Genomic DNA, 16,024 nt, shown 5'->3' on the forward strand with positions numbered 1-16,024 from the left:
AGGCCCAGGAGATCGGCAGCACGCCGGCCGAACCGTACTCGGTCGCGGAGACCGGCACGCCCTTGCCCTCGTGCTCGGCCAGCGCGGCGTTGCCGGGCAGGAACGGCACCAGGTGCTCGGCCACGGCTACCGGTCCGACGCCGGGGCCGCCGCCGCCGTGCGGGATGCAGAACGTCTTGTGCAGGTTCAGGTGCGAGACGTCGCCGCCGAACTTGCCCGGCTGGGCCAGTCCGACCAGCGCGTTGAGGTTGGCGCCGTCAATGTAGACCTGGCCGCCGGCCGCGTGCACCGCGTCGCAGACGTCGCGCACGTCGGCGTCGTACACCCCGTGCGTGGACGGGTAGGTGATCATGATGGCGGAGAGCGCGTCGGCGTGCTGGTCGATCTTGGCGCGCAGGTCGGCGTGGTCGATGGTGCCGTCCGGTGCGGTGGCAACCACCACTACCTTCATCCCGGCCAGCACGGCAGAGGCCGCGTTGGTGCCGTGGGCGGAGGCGGGGATCAGGCAGACATCGCGCTGGTCGTCGCCATTGGCCAGGTGGTAGCGGCGGATGGCGAGCAGGCCGGCGTATTCGCCCTGCGAGCCGGCGTTGGGCTGGATGGAGACGCCCGCGTAGCCGGTGATCGCTGCGAGGCGTTCCTCCAGGTCGGCGATCAGTTCGCGCCAGCCGGCAGTCTGGCTGGCGGGAGCGAACGGGTGGATGGAGGCGAATTCCGGCCAGGTCATCGCTTCCATCTCCGCCGTGGCGTTCAGCTTCATGGTGCAGGAGCCCAGCGGGATCATGGTCCGGTCCAGCGCCAGGTCTCGGTCGGACAGCCGGCGCAGGTAGCGCAGCATCCGGGTTTCCGAGCGGTAGCTGTGGAACACCGGGTGGTCCAGGTAGGAGGAGCTGCGCAGCAGGTCCTGCGGCAGTTCGAAGCCGGCAGCCGTCTCGGTGGTCTTGCCGGCAGCGTCCTCCACGCCGAAGGCCTCCGCGACCAGGGCGAGGTGCTCCGCCGTCGTCGTTTCATCGGTGGAAATGCCTACATGGTCGGCGTCGATGCGGCGCAGGTTCACGCCCTTGGCCTCGGCGGCGGCGGCGATTTCCTCGGCCTTGCCGGGTGCCTTCACGGTCAGCGTGTCGAAGAATTGGTCGGCGACCAGGCTGAAGCCGGCGCCGGTGAGCACACCGGCCAGGGTGCGGGCGGCCTCGTTGGTCTGCTGCGCGATCGCCTTCAGTCCCTCGGGGCCGTGGTAGACCGCGTACATGCTGGCCACGACGGCAAGCAGCGCCTGCGCGGTGCAGATGTTGGAGGTGGCCTTCTCGCGGCGGATGTGCTGCTCGCGGGTCTGCAGGGCCAGGCGGTAGGCGGGGCGGCCGGCGTCGTCCTTGGACACGCCCACCAGGCGGCCGGGCAGCGAGCGCTCCAGCCCCTTGCGCACGGCCATGTAGGCGGCGTGCGGGCCGCCGAAGAACAGCGGAACGCCGAAACGCTGGGTATTGCCGACGGCGATGTCCGCGCCCTGTTCGCCCGGAGGGGTGATCAGGGTCAGCGCCAGCAGGTCGGCGGCGACGGTGACCATGGCACCGCGTTCCTTGGCCTGCGCGATCAGCGGGGCGTGGTCGAAGACGCGGCCGGAGGCTCCCGGCTGCTGCAGCACGATGCCGGAAATGTCGCCGTCGGGCAGTCCGGCGGAGAGGTCGGCCACTTCAACCTCGAAGTCCAGCGCCTTGGCCCGGCCCTTGACGACGGCGATGGTCTGCGGCAGCAGGTCCGCGTCCAGCACGGTCTTGCCGGCGGCCTTGGACTTGTTGGAGCGGCGCATCAAGAGCACGGCCTCGGCCACTGCGGTGGCTTCGTCGAGCAGCGAGGCGTTGGCGATCGGCAGCGCGGTGAGGTCCTGCACCATGGTCTGGAAGTTCAGCAACGCTTCGAGCCGGCCCTGGGAGATTTCCGGCTGGTACGGGGTGTAGGCGGTGTACCAGGCCGGGTCCTCCACCACGTTGCGGCGGATCACGGCCGGGGTGATGGTGTCGTAGTAGCCTTGGCCGATCATCTGCACGGCCGTCACGTTCTTGGCGGCCAGTGCACGCAGGTCGCCCAGCACCTGGGCCTCGCTGCGCGCCGCGGGCAGGGCAAGCGGTTCCTGCTGGCGGATGTCTGCGGGTACCGCAGCGTCCACCAGTTCATCGATGCTTCCGTAGCCCAACTGCTTGAGCATGGCTTCCGCGTCGTTCCGGCGCGGACCAATATGGCGGTCTGCGAAGGAAGTGCTGCCGGGCCGGGTGGCGAGGTTGGCTTTAGCCGTCATGAGGAACTCCAGTTGATCTCCGGCATGGGGTGGCCATGCCGGTAGTGAAGGGTTCCTCCCCGCTCTGTGGCTGAACCTGAGAGATTCCGCAGGCGGCTCGGGGGCCTGTTCCTGCTTGCACCGTCGGTGAGCCGGACCGCTGCGGGTCCGACTGCTTTCCAGAGTTGCCTCTCCGCGGCGGTACAGGGGCCTGAGAGATTCCTGGGGAGGTATTGCTCCTACGGCGCCTGCTGACCTAAGTGCTCAGCAGGACTCTCCCGCCGCATGTCGAAGGCTATATGCAGTTGTTTCTAACTCCTTGAATGGTAGTCCAGCCACTGCCGGGCAACAAGGTGATGACGGCGTCGGAACCGTCACCAGCATGAGCGCCAGCACGGCCGCTAGACGTTCCCGCGGGCGAGCATGCCCTTGACGTAGGCGGCCTGGCCGATGTGTTCCATACAGTCGTCCATGACGCTCACCAGCCGGACGCCGAGCTTTACGTGCGGGTCCCACCGCGTGTCGACGATCCGGTCCAGATCGTCCTCGGTGAGCCCGGCCAGGTAGGTCAGCGTGCCGGCATGCACGTCGTCGTAGTAGTCCCGCAGCAGGTCTGCGGATTCCACCCGGACGGCCGCCACCTGTTCGGGCGTGTGGCCGAAGCCATGGTCCTTCTCGGCCAGCGGCAGGTCGAAGCGCTCCGACCAGCCGGCCAGCCAGTATTGCCGGGTGCCGGCGACATCGGCAATGTGGTCATCCTGGATCCGGGTCAGGTGCCAGACCAGCCAGGCGATCGAGTTGCTGTCGCCGCCCGGCCGCGCAGCCAACTGGTCCGCGTCCAGGCCTTCGAGCACATGGTGGACCCGTTCCTGGATCCGCCCGTAGGCATCGGCCAGCAGGTCATTGAACTTCATGGCGCCTCCTCGTGGCTGACTTTCGCGTCAGCCTACCGGCGCCCGGCTGGCCGGGGAACGGGCAGCCGCTTCAGCCCCGGGGCAAATCCTCCAGGTACCGGGGCCGTCCCACGATGATCAGGCCCACCGCCAGGAGGAGCAGCGCGGCGCCCAGCAGACCGAAGGACGCTCCCCAGCCGCCGCTCACGTCGTGCAGCAGACCGAAGGCCAGCGGGCCGGCGCAGGCTACGGTGTAGCCAATTCCCTGCGCGAACCCGGACAGCGCTCCGGCGCCGGCCGTGGTGCGGGTCCGGAGGTTGACCAGCAGCAGCGCCAGGGCGAACGTGCCTTGGCCCAGGCCGGCCAGCGTGATCCATAGCCAGGTGCCGAAGGACGGCGAGAGCAGCAGGCCGGTGTAGCCGGCTGCGTAGAAACCGATGAAGAGCAGACCCAGGCCCAGCGGATTGCGCAGCCGCGCCGCGACCAGCGGCACCAGCAGGCTGGTCGGCAGGGCCAGGATGGCGTAGTAGGCCAGCATGGTGCCAGCCTTGGGCGGCAGCATTCCGCTGTCCACCAGCAGCGGCGGCAGCCAGGTGAACATGGCAAAGGTATTCGATGAGGTCCCGGCGAAGACCAGGGCCAGGCCCCAGGCGAGCGGCGAGCGCCAGACGCGCACCGCCGTCGTGCTGGCGGCTGTTGGCATGGCGGTGACGGCTCGTGCCGTGGCGGTGGCTGGCGCGCCCGGTGCGGGAACGCCAAGACCGCCAGGGCCGCCCGGACCACCAGGGCCGATCGGCGACGGGGTGCTATTCGCCGGAATCGGCTGAACGGGTTCCAGCCCGCCAGGGAGGTAGGGCTGCAGCACCAGCCGGGAGATTTTGCGCCGGGAATGTTCGGCCCAGGCCGTCACGAGCCAGGGCACCAGGGCCGCGACGCTCACCGCAGCCCAGACTCCGATCGAGAACCGCCAGCCGGCGGCCTGCTCGAGCGGCACGGCCAGCAGTGGGCTGAACGCGGTGCTGACCGCCAGCAACGTCACGTAGAGCGCGGTGATGAGGCCGATCCGGTCCGGGAAATAGCGCTTCACCAGCGGCGGCAACAGGATGTTGCCCATGCCGTAACCGGCCATGGTCAGGCCGGACAGGACCAGGAATGTCGGCACATCGGAGGCCAGCGCGCGGCCGAGTTGGCCCACCGCGGCCATCAGGATTGCCACCAGCAACAGAACTTCCAGCCCGAGCCGCCGTAGCAGCACGGGCACGGCGAACCCGGCGGCGGCGAAGGCCGCGGTGGGAAGCATGCCCAACACGCCCGTGGAAATGGTCCCGAACGGCAGCTCGGCAGCCATGTCCGCCAGCACCGGCGAGACGCCGGAGACGGCCAGACGCAGGCTCAGCGCGAGCAACAGAATGCCGGCGAGCACGGTCAAGCGGCCCGCAAACGGGCGGGACTTCTTCAGTGCCGGGCTGTGGTCGGAGCGGGAGCGGTCCTCGGAACGCGGTCGGGTATCGGCAGTCTGCTGTGCGGGCGAGGTCAAGCGTGGTCCATGGGGTCGAACGGCCGGGCGGGACGGCCGCATCATTTCGGCCGGATTTCACCATATCCCTTCGCGGCGCTGCCTCCCGGCAGACCCGCAGGCCTGTTACGAACTCTCCGGCGCCAGTTCTTCGGCGAGAATCCAAAAGGTCCGGCGCAGCCTTTCCACGGCAGCTTCGGGCTGACCGCGCTGCAAGTACTGGACGGTCTCGTCCCAGCCGTCGGTCCAGATGGGATAGGCGATGGCATGTTGGAACAGGTGCAGCCGGGCCAGCGAACGGTCAAGCACATGGGTGTTCACGTCCCGCAGTTCCTGATGGTCGCCGGCCTGAAGGATGATGCCCACCAGGTCGCCAATGGCGCGGTGCGACGCCAGCATGTCTTCGTGCTGCAGGGCGGTGCGCAGGTCGTCCGCCAGCGAGGCCATTTTGTCGATCTCGTCGGGCGACAACCGCGGGGCGGCCCGTTCGAACAGCGCAACCAGCACGACGCCCATCACATCCAGGAGTTGGACTGCCTGCTGCCGCCCGAGGTTGGCGATGCGGTGTTCATGCCCGGCCGCCTCGATCAGGCCTTCTTCGGTAAGGGCCACAACGGCGTGGTGCATCTGGGCGTCTTCGGCGCCGAAACGCCGGGCGAGGCCGGACACGGTCACCGTGGTGCCAGGAGCCAGCCCGCCGGCCAAAATCTCGTCCCGCACCCGCTGGACGGCCTTGTCCACTTCCGCCTGATCGGTCATGCTGCCCACCATAAAGATCTCCCGCCGCCTGTGTTTATGACTGGCGTCACATATGAGTAATGTACGGGAAAAGGTGGATCAGGGTCAGACCGCTGGCTAATCTGAGGGAACCTGCGGCACAGCGTCGTGCGGCAGGTTCTAAACGTGTCAGGAGGTTCCCGGATGAACGCCATGTACGGCGCCCGGATGAACGCCACTTATTCGGCCTCGGCCGCTGCCAACAGCAAGAACCCGCACGACTGGGGTCGGGCCATGGCTGCCGCGCTGAGTGACTTGGTGGAGCAGAGCGAAAGCGACACCGCGGCGCATGAGGAGCTGTACGGCGAGCCTCTGCGCATGGTCATTGAGGAGACGGAAAGCGGCGTGGAAATCCATCTCTCCTGGTCGCCGGGCGGGCAGGACATGATGGCCGGCGGCGCCGGCGGCTGAAGTGTTGCGGCCAAGGCGCAACGGGAACAGCACTGTTCTGAGGCAGCCGATACTGCCAAGATGAGTCCATGGTCTACCGCCAGCCGTATGTGCATGACCTGACCGGAGTCTTCGCGGCTCCGCTCCAAGCGTGGAGCGAACGCCACGGACAGATCCGAGGGCACGGGGCGCAGGGGGTGTACTTCGGCGACGACCGCGTCCTGGCCCGCTGCCTGTTGACGGTGAACGGCCAGGAGCCGGAATGGATCTCAACCCAATCGCGGTCTGCCGGCAGAGCTGACTTCCTTTCCTTCCTGCGGACCGCAGCGGAGGGCACAGACCCGCTGGTGACCCTGAACCGCTCCCGGGCGGTGGAAGGCGGCCGGCTGGGCGAAGCAATGACGTTCACCTCCGCGCTGCAGGATGAGCTGGAGCTCCACGTCCGGGTGGATCTGGTAGCCGACGCCATCCCGCTGGAGCAGGTACGCGCGGGGGCGGCCGGCGACGCCGGCTCGGTGGCCCCCGGCGAGGCCCGCTGGAGCTGGCGTGACGGTACCCGCGCCGTGCTGACGGCCGAGGGCGCCGAGCCCGACTTTGACGGGAGCTTGGTCCGGCTGGAATGGACCGCGCTGCTCAAGCCGGGCACCGTCGTCGTCCTCTCATGGAGCATTGATTACGACGACGCCGGGGCTCCCCTGGCAGCTGCGGCCGCCCCGGTGCTGCGCACGCCCTCGGTCGCCGGAGACACCGGGCTGCAGCGGCTGATGAGCCGTTCATTGAGCGACCTCAATAGCCTGCGCATGGCCGGCCGGGATGCCCCGGCCGATGTTTTCTTGGCAGCTGGTGCCCCGTGGTTCCTGACGTTGTATGGGCGGGAGTCGCTGGTGGCGGCCCGGCTGATGCTGCCCATCGATTCCAGCGTCGCGGAGGGAACGCTGCGTGCGGTGGCGCGCTGGCAGGGCACAGTGGACCGGGACGATACAGGCGAACAGCCCGGCCTCATGGTCCAGGAAGTGCGGCAGCGCCGGCTGTCGATGGCCATGGACGCCGTGGTCCGGGAACTGCCCCCGGTTCTCTACGGATCACCGGAGGCCACGCTGCTCTGGATTGTGCTGCTGCACGACGCTTGGCACTCCGGCATGCCCGAGGACGCCGTCCGCAACCTGCTGCCGCAGTTGGACGCAGCGCTGGATTGGCTGCGCCAGCACTCCGGCCCCGGTGGCGACGGCTTCGTGATGATGCCGGTGTCGCCGCTCCAAGGGCCCGGGCATCAGGGTGCCGGAGATACCCGTGGAGCCTACCGCTATCTGGATGGCAGGACGGCCGGTGGAACCGTTGCCCCGGCCGACCTGCAGGCCTTTGCCTATGAGGCCGCCCGCGCGGCAGGGGTGCTGCTGGACTACTTCGGCGAAGCCAACGCCGGCGACGAGTGGCGGGCCTTCGCGTCGCGGCTGGCGGGCAACTTCCGCAACCGGTTCTGGTGCTCGGACGAGGCCGGTCCCTATCCGGCCATGGCACTCGACGACCGGGACCGGCAGGTGGACGGCGTGGGCTCCGGCATGGGGAATCTGCTGGGCACCGGACTGCTGGACGCCGAGGAAACCCGCACGGTGGCCGCCCGGCTGCTGGACCGCGCATTGTTCACCGGTTACGGCATCCGCTCGCTGTCTGCGGCGAATCCGGGGTACTGGCCCACCCGCCGTCGAGCCGGAGCAGTCTGGACCCAGGACACGGCCTGGACCGTGATGGGGCTGCTGCGCACCGGCTTCCAGGAGGAAGCCGCGCAGCTGGCTGCGGGACTGCTCGATGCCGCCGAGGGTTTCGACTACCGCTTGCCGGAACTTTTCAGCGGCCAGGCCGCGCTGGAAGTCCGTCCGCCGCTGCCCTACCCGTCGGCCTGCCGGCCGCACGCCGGTGCGGCCGCGGCCGCGGTGCCGGTGGCACTGGCGCTGGGCGGCTTCCGGGCCAGCGCGCTGTAACTCCCCCCAGGTACCCCTCCCTGGTTAGGCCGCAGGGACGCGATCCTGCCAGGCAGTCCAGGCGGCGTAGCTGCCGTCAAGTTCGACGACGTCGTACCCCGCCCTGCGCAGTGCGCTGGCTGCCACCGAGTTCCGCACCCCGCTTTGGCAGTAGGTCACGATGGTCCCTTCGGCCGGAAGCTCGTCCAAGTGCCACATCAGGCGGCCGCCGCTGAGCTGGTAGGAGCCGGGGATGTGCCCGGCGAGGTGCTCGGTCTTGTTGCGGACGTCCAGGACCATGGCGGCGTCGAAACCGTCGAGTTCCTCGGGCTGGATGAGTTGCGGGGCGAAGGCGGGGAGCCCATCGATGCTGGTCAGGTAGCCGGCGACGTTGTCGATGCCGACCCGGACCAGGTGGTCCCAGATGTCTTGGGCTTGCTCCTGGTCCTGCGCCAGCAAGACCAGCGGGTTCTTGTCCGTCTCCGGGTTCACCACCCAAGCGCCGTAACTGGCCACCGACTTGCCTGCCGGGACATTCAGGGACCGGACCACGGTGCCCTGGTGGACCTCGCCGTTGGAGCGGGTGTCGATGAAGGTCAGGGAATCCGCCGCCAGACCGGCGGCAACGACGTCGGTGGCCAGTTCGGGCAGCGGGCCGCGCTCCCCCATGACGGCCGGGCCCTGGCGGTTCTCCCGCTTCATCCGGCCGAAGTAGGCGTGCGCGTCGGGTTGGCCTTCCAGGAGCTCGTCGATGAAGCCCTGCTCGTCGTCGGCGGCCAGGTAGCGCCCCCACCAGGCAAAGAGGCGTTCGTAGCCCACCGTGGAGGACGGAATGGCGCCCAACGCCTTGCCGCAGGCGCTGCCGGCGCCGTGGGCCGGGTGGACTTGGACGTAGTCCGGCAGGGTCAGGAACTTGTCCCGCAGACTGGCGAAGAGCTGCCTGGCCCCCTCGAAGCGGGTGTCGATGCCGCCGGCAGCTTCATCCAGCAGGTCGGGACGACCGAGGTCGCCGGAGAAGACAAAGTCACCGGAGAGCAGGTACCCGGGCTGGTCGCTGAACGCGCCATCGGTCACCAGGAAGGACAGGTGTTCCGGAGTGTGGCCCGGCGTGTGAACTGCCTTGATGCTGATATTGCCCAGCGTGATCGTGTCCCCGTCGTAGAGCCGCTCGCCGTCGAACCCGTACTGCCAGTCCGGGCCGCCCTCACCGGAGACGTAGATCTTCGCCCCGGTGGCCGCGGCGAGTTCGCGGGTGCCGGACAGGTAGTCGGCGTGCATGTGGGTCTCGGTCACGGCCACGATCTTCATGCCATTCTTGGCGGCCAGGTCCTGGTACACGGCGATGTCGCGGCGGCCGTCCACCACAACGGCTTCACGCTTGGCCTGACAGCCGATCAGGTAGCTGGCCTGGGCCAGGTCTTCGTCGTAAATGCGCTCGATAAGCATCTGGTGCTCTCCTTCAGGAAAAGGTGGGGGAGGAAGTTTTTCTTGGGCTCTGGCCACAATTTTAGATACCCCCATGGGTATGTGGCAAGAGATTTTCCGTTCGGAACACCCGCCACCGGGGGGCGTCAGCAGAACAGATTTGGGGTCGGGTCAGGCGGTGACTGTGCCGGCGGTAACCCACGCCGCGACTGCGAAGATCAGCACCGCAAATGAGATCCGGATGTGCTTGCTCTTCAGGCGGCGCGCCAGCCGGGCGGCGAGGACGGATCCCAGGATTGCCGGGACCGCGAACGCAAGGGTGGTGGGCCAGTCGATGTTGAACCCCGCAGCGTGGGCACTGAACCCGGCAGCGGAATTGATGACGATGATGGCCAGGGAGGTTCCAACCGCCTGTTTCATGCGCAACCCGAGAAGGATTGTCAGCGCCGGGACAATCAGGAAGCCGCCGCCCACTCCGAGCAGGCCGGTGAGGAAGCCGACGATCAGCCCGACTCCCACCGCTTTGGGCGCGCAGGACCGGAAGTTTCGCCCTGCCCCGGTGCTGCAGGATCCTTCGCTTTCACGCGGTGCGGCGAGCATCCGGATTCCTGCGAGCACCATGATGACGGCGAATGCCAGCATCAGGATGTTGGGGTCCAGCAGTCTACCGACGGCGGCGCCCGCCCAGGCGGCCGGGATGCCGGCGGCTCCGACCACGGCAATCACGGGCCAGTTCAGGCCTTCCCGGACCCGGGGCAGCAGGGCGGCCAGCGAGGACGCTCCCACCACCAGCAGGGAGGTGGGAACGGCTTGGGCCGGACCCACGCCCACCCCGTAGACCAGAGCCGGGACGGCAATGATCGACCCACCGGCGCCCACCGCGCCCAGGACAAGCCCGACGACGAGCCCCAGGCCCAGCGCGGTCATCATGCCGCGGCGTTCTCTTCTGGCGCCATGGCGGGGAGCCGCAGGATGGCACTCTCGCGGGTGGGCTCCTTGGCGGCCTTGTTCCACGGCATGGCCGAGAGGGCCTTGCCCATGGCGCAGGTGTTGGTCGCAGCGGAGAAGGTCAGGCCCGTACCGATGGCGCCGGCCAGCATGCGCACTTTGGGCGAGAGGAACCTGCCCCCGGCCAGGCCCAGCATCACCAAGGAACCCGCGGCCAGGCGGACCTGGCGCTCCAGGTCCCAGCGGCCTCTGCCCCTGATGACCTCGCCGCCGGCGGCAGCAAACCCGGGCACCCCGCCGGTGAGGACGTGGGCGGTATCAATTCCGGCGCCGGCCATGCGCTGGCGGGCCTGCTCGGCACGCACGCCGGACTGGCAGACCAGGACAACGCGGGATCCCAACCGGGCCGCCAGCTCATCCGTGTGTTCTGAGAGCAGCGGCAGCGGGATGTTGTACGAGCCGCGGATGTGCATGGACTCAAACTCAGCGGCGGAACGTACATCAATCACCACAAGGTCCTGATGGTCAGCAAGCCAGGCGCGCAGGGTTTCAGGAGCCAGCGCGGTAACGGCGCCAGCCGTGGAGGGGGAAGTCATGGGTGGCCTCTCGGTAGGGGCTGTCGAATACCCCACCGAGTATTACGTATACCCCCGGGGGTAGTCAAAACACCTGTGGGGGTATATAGTTGGAGCCAAGAATCCCAGGCATGGAGAGACCCTTTGGAACTGAACCCGACCGAACTCGGCCCCGTGATTAACCGCCTCAAGCGTGCGCAGGGCCAACTCGCCGCCGTCACCCGGATGCTGGAGGAGGGCAGGGACTGCAAGGACGTCGTCACGCAGCTCGCTGCCGTGTCCAAGGCCCTGGATAAAGCAGGGTTTGCCATCATCGCCACCGGCCTGGAGCAGTGCATCACCCAGCAGGATGCCAGCATGAATACCAAGGACCTGGAAAAGCTTTTCCTCTCCCTCGCCTGACCATGGAGCCCAATAAGCGTGGGGACGGCCGAGGCCTGCTCATTCACTCCGCCGGTCAACTGGAGCGGGACGCCCTCGCCGGAATCCTGCGCAGCGCCGCCAACGCCCGTGCCGAACTTGGCCCGGGGGTTGGCATCGAAGTAGTCATCCAGGGGCCCGGCGTCACGCTCTTGGCCTCAAACTCACCGAGCGCCGAATCCATCAGCAGCACCGCACAGCTGGACGTGCGCATCCTCGCCTGCGGCAACAGCCTGCGCTCGGCAGGCCTCGCAGCAGAAGACCTTGCGCCCGCCGTTGACACGGTGCCTGCTGCCATCGCCCATCTGGCCCAGCGCCAGTGGGGCGGCTGGGCCTACGTTAGGCTCTAACACCCCTTCGGTGGTCCTTTGGTGCCTCTGCCGCACGCACACCTGCGTTGCGCCGTCGCGGGGCGCCGCTCCGCCAGCGCCGAGGCGCTAGCGGGGTGGCGCCGTCGCGCTCTCTTCGACCCCGCTAGCCGCGCGGCACGTCCGGGCCGGTGGGCCAGCGCAGCAGCGCCGCAATGCTCTTGCCTCCCGGCAGCGCACCTTCAGGGACCATGGCCACCCGGGCATCGGTCAGCGCAGCGGCCCGCACCAGCGCCGCCGGCGCGGGGATCTTGGCCAGCAGCTCACCGTTGACCGGTTGCTCGCCGGCCGTGGCGATCCAGGGTTCCGTGTTCAGCGCATTGACGTGGTGGTCGGCAAGGGCGTTGTCGTTCATGATCAATGTGCCGACCTGCGCCTGCTGCAGCGCCCGGATGCACTCGCCCAGACCCACGGTCCACTCCGGGTGGGCCTGCCCGGTCTGGTTGGCCAGCCGGTTCAGGATGGCTTTGCGCTGTTCGGTCCAGACATGGGCCACCCGGGCAGCGATTTCGGTCCGCAACGCGTCCTTGTCGGCGCCTCCGGTGCGGGTGTGCGACTCAAAGGTGGATTCGATCGCCCGGCTGGCCTCGGAGAGTTGCTCGACTACCAGTTCACGGGCCCGGATATCGCCCGCGATGATTAATAGGCGCGCCTTGCTGGCCTGCACCACGCGATCAATCTCGGCCGCGATTTCATCGGCGTTCTTGCGCCAAATTTCCTCGGTGCGGTGCTGGTAGCGGCCCTGCGACCAGCCGCCGCCGGGGATCTTGGTGAGGTTCTCCCGGTCGCCTTCCACCGTCGTCGTTTCCGCCACGCCGTTTCGGCGCGCGTACTGCAGATGGACTTCACCGCCGTCCCGGCCGACCTCTGCCACAACGTACGGGAAGTCCTCACCGCGTGCCTTGAGCAGCGGCACAAGGTCCGGAATCGGGCCCGATTCGACGACTTCAGGCCCGGACATCGCACCCGGAAGCACTTCGTTGACCTCTGCTTCGCCGTCGCGGACCAGCACGTAGCGGCTGACCGGCGACGGCATGCCGGTGGCCGGGGAAACTGCGTCGATCACAGCCTGAATGTCCGCTTTCGCGGCGCCTTGCTTCTCGAGCGATTCACGCAGCCTGTCCGGCAGCACGTCTCCGGCGCGGAGCGTATCCACGGTCCCCGTGCTGGCATCAACGTAGACCGTAATCCACGGTCCGGGCTTCTTGTACAGCTCGGCGTACTTCTTGTTTGCTGCGTGGGTCGTATTGACCTGCTCGGCCATCGTGATCACCTTCCCGGGCGATAGGAAATGCGGGGTTTTCTTGATCAGTAGCCCTCACGGTAGCACCGGAAGTTTGGCCCTTGAAGGGCCCGCAGAACTTATCCGAAGCGGCCCGGCGAATCAGTTCACCCGGCCTGGTTCGGCCTTCGTTTAACCGCGGCCGGGATGCGGATTCTTGCTGTCCGGGCCTGGTCCGCGGCCCCTCCTCAACGCCGCCGCCCGACCCCCGCTGACCGCGGCTCCCAGAGCCACGCCGACGGCGATCCACCACCATTGGCCGGTCACCGAGGAAATCACCACGCCCAGCAGGATCCCGAAGATCAGGCCCATCATCAGCGGGTTGCCGGGCTGCCCGCCGGTCCTGCGTTCATCAGCCATGGTTCCACCGTAGGCCGGTTCGGAGGGACCAGACTAGGCCCCTCCGAACCCGCCCGGCTTAGCCCCTTTGATACTCGGCGTGCTGCCGGTGTGCTTCGGCCACCTGTTCGCGGATCTTGTCCACGTCCTTGGCCTTGTTGCGGTACTTCGGTTCCATCTGCTCGATCTGGCGCTCTTCCTCCACCAGCAGCGCGTAGATCCGTTCGCGTTCTGCCGCGTCCGCGGTGTAGGAGAGGTCCATGTAGTTGACCGCGTGGCGGCGCGCATTGTTGATGGCAGTCTGCGCCTTGCCGGCCTTGCTCAGCAGCGAGGCTATGACGGTCACCACCAGCACACCGATGATCACGGTCAGCGAGACTCCGGTGCTGATCTCGATGACCGGCACCGGGTTGCCGTCGTTGATGAAGGGCAGGTTGTTCTCATGCAGGGCGTGCAGGATCAGCTTCACGCCGATGAAGGCCAGGATCGCCGCCAGGCCGTAGGACAGGTAGATCAACCGGTCCAGCAGGCCGTCGATCAGGAAGTACAGCTGGCGCAGGCCCATGAGCGAGAACGCGGTGGCGGTGAAGACGATGTAGACGTTCTGCGTCAGCCCGAAGATCGCGGGGATGGAGTCCAGCGCAAACAGAATGTCCGTGCCGCCGATGGCCACCATGACCAGCAGCATCGGAGTCATCGCCCGCTTGCCGTTCTGGATGGTGAACAGCTTGTCGCCGTCGTAGTAATCGGTGGTGTGGAAGAAGCGCTTGGCCAGCCGGATGATGAAGTTGTCCGCCTCGTCGCCGCCGTGGGAAGGCTTGAGCAGGTTGCCGGCCGTGATGATGAGGATCAGGCCGAACGCGTAGAACACCCAGGCGAAGGAGTTGATCAACGCCGCACCCAGGAAGATGAACCCGGTGCGCGCAATCAGCGAGAAGACGATGCCGAACAGCAGTACCTTCTGCTGGTCTTCGCGGGGAACCTTGAAGCTGGCGATGATGATCAGGAAAACGAACAGGTTGTCTACCGAGAGCGCCTTCTCGGTGATGTAGCCGGCGAAATACTCGGAGCCCATGTCCAAGCCGCCAAAGACCAGCACCAGAATGCCGAACACAATGGCAATGCCCACATACAGGGCGGACCAAATGGCGGCTTCCTTCAACGACGGCACATGGGCTTTGCGGATGTGGAAGAAGTAGTCGAAGGCGAGCAGCGCGAGGATAACGACGATCGTGATGCCCCAGATAAGGGGAGAAACGCTCATGGTTCCCTTTCGTAAGCGGGTAGCGGTTGGCCCGCAAGTCTCTCCTCCGGCATTGCCGGTCGCTGCAGCCGGCCGGGCGTCGGTGCCCTACGTGTTGACGGCTGCAGCGCATGGGGGATACTCCCTTACGCATTTGTCAGTCTAACGACGACGGCGGTGCTCGCCTAATGCTGCAAGGGAAATCCAAGGTGGGCTCGGCAGGATCTGTTTATGGAACGGGCCCTGCCTCTGCTGACCGCTGCCGTGCTGGCCGCGGCCTTGGCCGGCTGCTCCGCCGGCGCGGAAAACGCAACGGCGCCACCGCCCACAGCCGCGCCCGTGCCTGCAGCCGAACCGTCGGCGCCAGCGCAGCCCGGCAAGCTAAGCGACCGTCCCCCAGCCACGGGCTCCGTACAACAGCGGCCCACCGGCGAGGCCAGGGCCCGGATCGTGGTTGGCGCCGGCGCCGTCTTCGGCCAGGCCGGACACGGCGCCCACGTCTGTAAGCTCATCAGCACGCCCACCGTCAGCCTGTATTCGGCAGGGGGCTCCATGTCCGGCAGTGGCGTGGCGTTGGCCGTTGATGCCAACGAAAGCGGCACCACAGTGCTGGAACTGCCAGCCGGCGAAATTAACCTCACCGCCTACTGCACCGACCCCGGAGGGGTTGGGCCCGCCTTCACCGGAACCAGCGCAGCATTCGTCGTCACAGAAGGCGGCAGCACCGACGTCGAAATCATCGCAACCCCGCATCCGTGACCACCGCTTCGCGTTAGGCACACCATCCATGCCCACTGCCTGATCAGCCATCCATGCCAGCGGCCTGACCAAGGATCACCATGCATTCAACCGGCTGACGGCGGCACACCCCCACATAATCACTGCGCGCCCGACCAGGGCACACAGGACCCGTACCCCCAGGGAATTCAAGCATCTGGACCTCCGCACTCTCGGTCATGATCTGCCCCGCCGCGGCCGTTTCCAAGGACACCACGAAGGACACAGGCCGGTCCTGGGTGATAGCTTTCGACGAACTGTCAGCCGCGCGAAGATCTCGAAGCCGGCCAACGCTGAAGGGAGCACCACGTGTCCTATTACCTGGAGTATGTCGTTCCGGCCGATCCGGACGAGGGGAAGTTCGAATTTCCGGTCAGCGAAGAGCAACGGGGCTACACGGTGCCGCTCAGCGAAACCGACGCCGACGTCATCAGCACCGACAACCTGCCCGTCCGGTCCGAGGTGTTTGGGGCCTCCCTGGCAGAAGCCAAGGAAGCTGCGGAATCCATCCTGTCGCACAGCAAGGCGGACCAGGCACGCCTCTTCGACGACCCCGACGACTCGATGCAACCTGGAGCGGGCACCTTGGTCGCCACCTACACCGAGACCGGCGGCTGGCAGGACCACGAGTAGTCCTAGGTACGGCCCCGTCCGCGCGCTGCAGCTCACGCAGCGACGAGGTGCCTCAGGATCGCTTCGGCCGCGGCACGGGGATTACTTCGGAGGCAACTGCTTGCCCCCACGATTCTTCGACCTCGTTAACCTGGTCTCCCGGGCTTCCTGCCCTCCAATTCGGCCGCGCTGCTATCACCGCCCAATTGCTTTGGGGGCTGGGTGGATC

16 protein-coding genes and 1 riboswitch are annotated in these 16,024 nt (G+C 67.3%); of the genes, 6 read left to right on the forward strand and 10 right to left on the reverse strand.

Annotated features, from left to right (window positions below; translation table 11 throughout):
- The 4 genes from gcvP to ACMX2H_RS17720 all read right to left on the reverse strand — a co-directional run.
- Positions 1–2,293: aminomethyl-transferring glycine dehydrogenase (gene gcvP / locus ACMX2H_RS17705; protein WP_414962424.1), on the reverse strand; the 2,293-nt coding region annotated here is incomplete at its 3' end.
- 168 nt (positions 2,294–2,461) lie between these two features.
- Positions 2,462–2,563: riboswitch (glycine riboswitch) on the reverse strand.
- A gap of 110 nt (positions 2,564–2,673) precedes the next feature.
- Complete coding sequence (locus tag ACMX2H_RS17710; protein ID WP_414962426.1) at positions 2,674–3,186, reverse strand: mycothiol transferase; 513 nt, start codon at positions 3,184–3,186, stop codon at positions 2,674–2,676.
- A gap of 70 nt (positions 3,187–3,256) precedes the next feature.
- On the reverse strand, positions 3,257–4,702 hold the full coding sequence (locus ACMX2H_RS17715; RefSeq protein ID WP_414962428.1) for an MFS transporter: 1,446 nt from the start codon (positions 4,700–4,702) through the stop codon (positions 3,257–3,259).
- Positions 4,703–4,807: 105 nt separating this feature from the next.
- Entirely contained in the window at positions 4,808–5,440 is a 633-nt protein-coding gene (locus ACMX2H_RS17720) for an FCD domain-containing protein (protein ID WP_414962430.1), read from the reverse strand.
- A gap of 162 nt (positions 5,441–5,602) precedes the next feature.
- Between ACMX2H_RS17720 and ACMX2H_RS17725 the strand changes: the two genes are divergently transcribed.
- Entirely contained in the window at positions 5,603–5,869 is a 267-nt protein-coding gene (locus ACMX2H_RS17725) for a hypothetical protein (protein WP_414962432.1), read from the forward strand.
- Between the two features lie 68 nt (positions 5,870–5,937).
- A complete protein-coding gene (locus ACMX2H_RS17730; RefSeq protein WP_414962434.1) occupies positions 5,938–7,827 on the forward strand; it encodes a glycogen debranching N-terminal domain-containing protein in 1,890 nt (629 codons plus the stop codon).
- Between the two features lie 24 nt (positions 7,828–7,851).
- Here the strand turns inward: ACMX2H_RS17730 and ACMX2H_RS17735 are convergent, their stop codons facing one another.
- The 3 genes from ACMX2H_RS17735 to ACMX2H_RS17745 all read right to left on the reverse strand — a co-directional run bounded on the left by ACMX2H_RS17735 (position 7,852) and on the right by ACMX2H_RS17745 (position 10,775).
- Positions 7,852–9,252: an MBL fold metallo-hydrolase gene (locus ACMX2H_RS17735; protein ID WP_414962435.1), complete on the reverse strand. Its 1,401-nt coding sequence runs from the start codon at positions 9,250–9,252 to the stop codon at positions 7,852–7,854.
- Between the two features lie 150 nt (positions 9,253–9,402).
- Positions 9,403–10,161, reverse strand: a complete 759-nt coding sequence (locus tag ACMX2H_RS17740; protein WP_414962437.1) for a sulfite exporter TauE/SafE family protein — start codon at positions 10,159–10,161, stop codon at positions 9,403–9,405.
- Positions 10,158–10,775, reverse strand: coding sequence for a rhodanese-like domain-containing protein (locus ACMX2H_RS17745; RefSeq protein WP_414962439.1), 618 nt, complete (start codon positions 10,773–10,775; stop codon positions 10,158–10,160). Before ACMX2H_RS17745 ends, ACMX2H_RS17740 begins: the two co-directional genes overlap by 4 nt.
- A 123-nt stretch (positions 10,776–10,898) precedes the next feature.
- On the opposite strand from ACMX2H_RS17745, the gene ACMX2H_RS17750 reads away from it, so the two are divergent.
- Together ACMX2H_RS17750 and ACMX2H_RS17755 are read left to right on the forward strand one after the other, a co-directional pair.
- A complete protein-coding gene (locus ACMX2H_RS17750; RefSeq protein WP_136786363.1) occupies positions 10,899–11,156 on the forward strand; it encodes a metal-sensitive transcriptional regulator in 258 nt (85 codons plus the stop codon).
- A gap of 2 nt (positions 11,157–11,158) precedes the next feature.
- Complete coding sequence (locus tag ACMX2H_RS17755) at positions 11,159–11,524, forward strand: DsrE family protein (RefSeq protein ID WP_414962441.1); 366 nt, start codon at positions 11,159–11,161, stop codon at positions 11,522–11,524.
- Between the two features lie 124 nt (positions 11,525–11,648).
- On the opposite strand, the gene ACMX2H_RS17760 is transcribed toward ACMX2H_RS17755, so the two are convergent.
- The 3 genes from ACMX2H_RS17760 to ACMX2H_RS17770 all read right to left on the reverse strand — a co-directional run bounded on the left by ACMX2H_RS17760 (position 11,649) and on the right by ACMX2H_RS17770 (position 14,427).
- Complete coding sequence (locus ACMX2H_RS17760) at positions 11,649–12,806, reverse strand: baeRF2 domain-containing protein (protein ID WP_414962443.1); 1,158 nt, start codon at positions 12,804–12,806, stop codon at positions 11,649–11,651.
- A gap of 150 nt (positions 12,807–12,956) precedes the next feature.
- Positions 12,957–13,184: a hypothetical protein gene (locus ACMX2H_RS17765; RefSeq protein WP_414962445.1), complete on the reverse strand. Its 228-nt coding sequence runs from the start codon at positions 13,182–13,184 to the stop codon at positions 12,957–12,959.
- A 58-nt stretch (positions 13,185–13,242) separates the two neighbouring features.
- Complete coding sequence (locus ACMX2H_RS17770; RefSeq protein ID WP_414962446.1) at positions 13,243–14,427, reverse strand: TerC family protein; 1,185 nt, start codon at positions 14,425–14,427, stop codon at positions 13,243–13,245.
- Between the two features lie 210 nt (positions 14,428–14,637).
- Between ACMX2H_RS17770 and ACMX2H_RS17775 the strand changes: the two genes are divergently transcribed.
- Together ACMX2H_RS17775 and ACMX2H_RS17780 are read left to right on the forward strand one after the other, a co-directional pair.
- Positions 14,638–15,165 (forward strand): hypothetical protein, encoded by a 528-nt coding sequence (locus tag ACMX2H_RS17775; protein WP_414962448.1) that lies wholly within the window; start codon positions 14,638–14,640, stop codon positions 15,163–15,165.
- A 327-nt stretch (positions 15,166–15,492) separates the two neighbouring features.
- Entirely contained in the window at positions 15,493–15,816 is a 324-nt protein-coding gene (locus ACMX2H_RS17780) for a hypothetical protein (RefSeq protein ID WP_414962450.1), read from the forward strand.
- Positions 15,817–16,024 lie beyond the last annotated feature (208 nt).

Source organism: Arthrobacter sulfonylureivorans (assembly GCF_047607445.1).
GTDB classification, from domain to species: domain Bacteria; phylum Actinomycetota; class Actinomycetes; order Actinomycetales; family Micrococcaceae; genus Crystallibacter; species Crystallibacter sulfonylureivorans_A.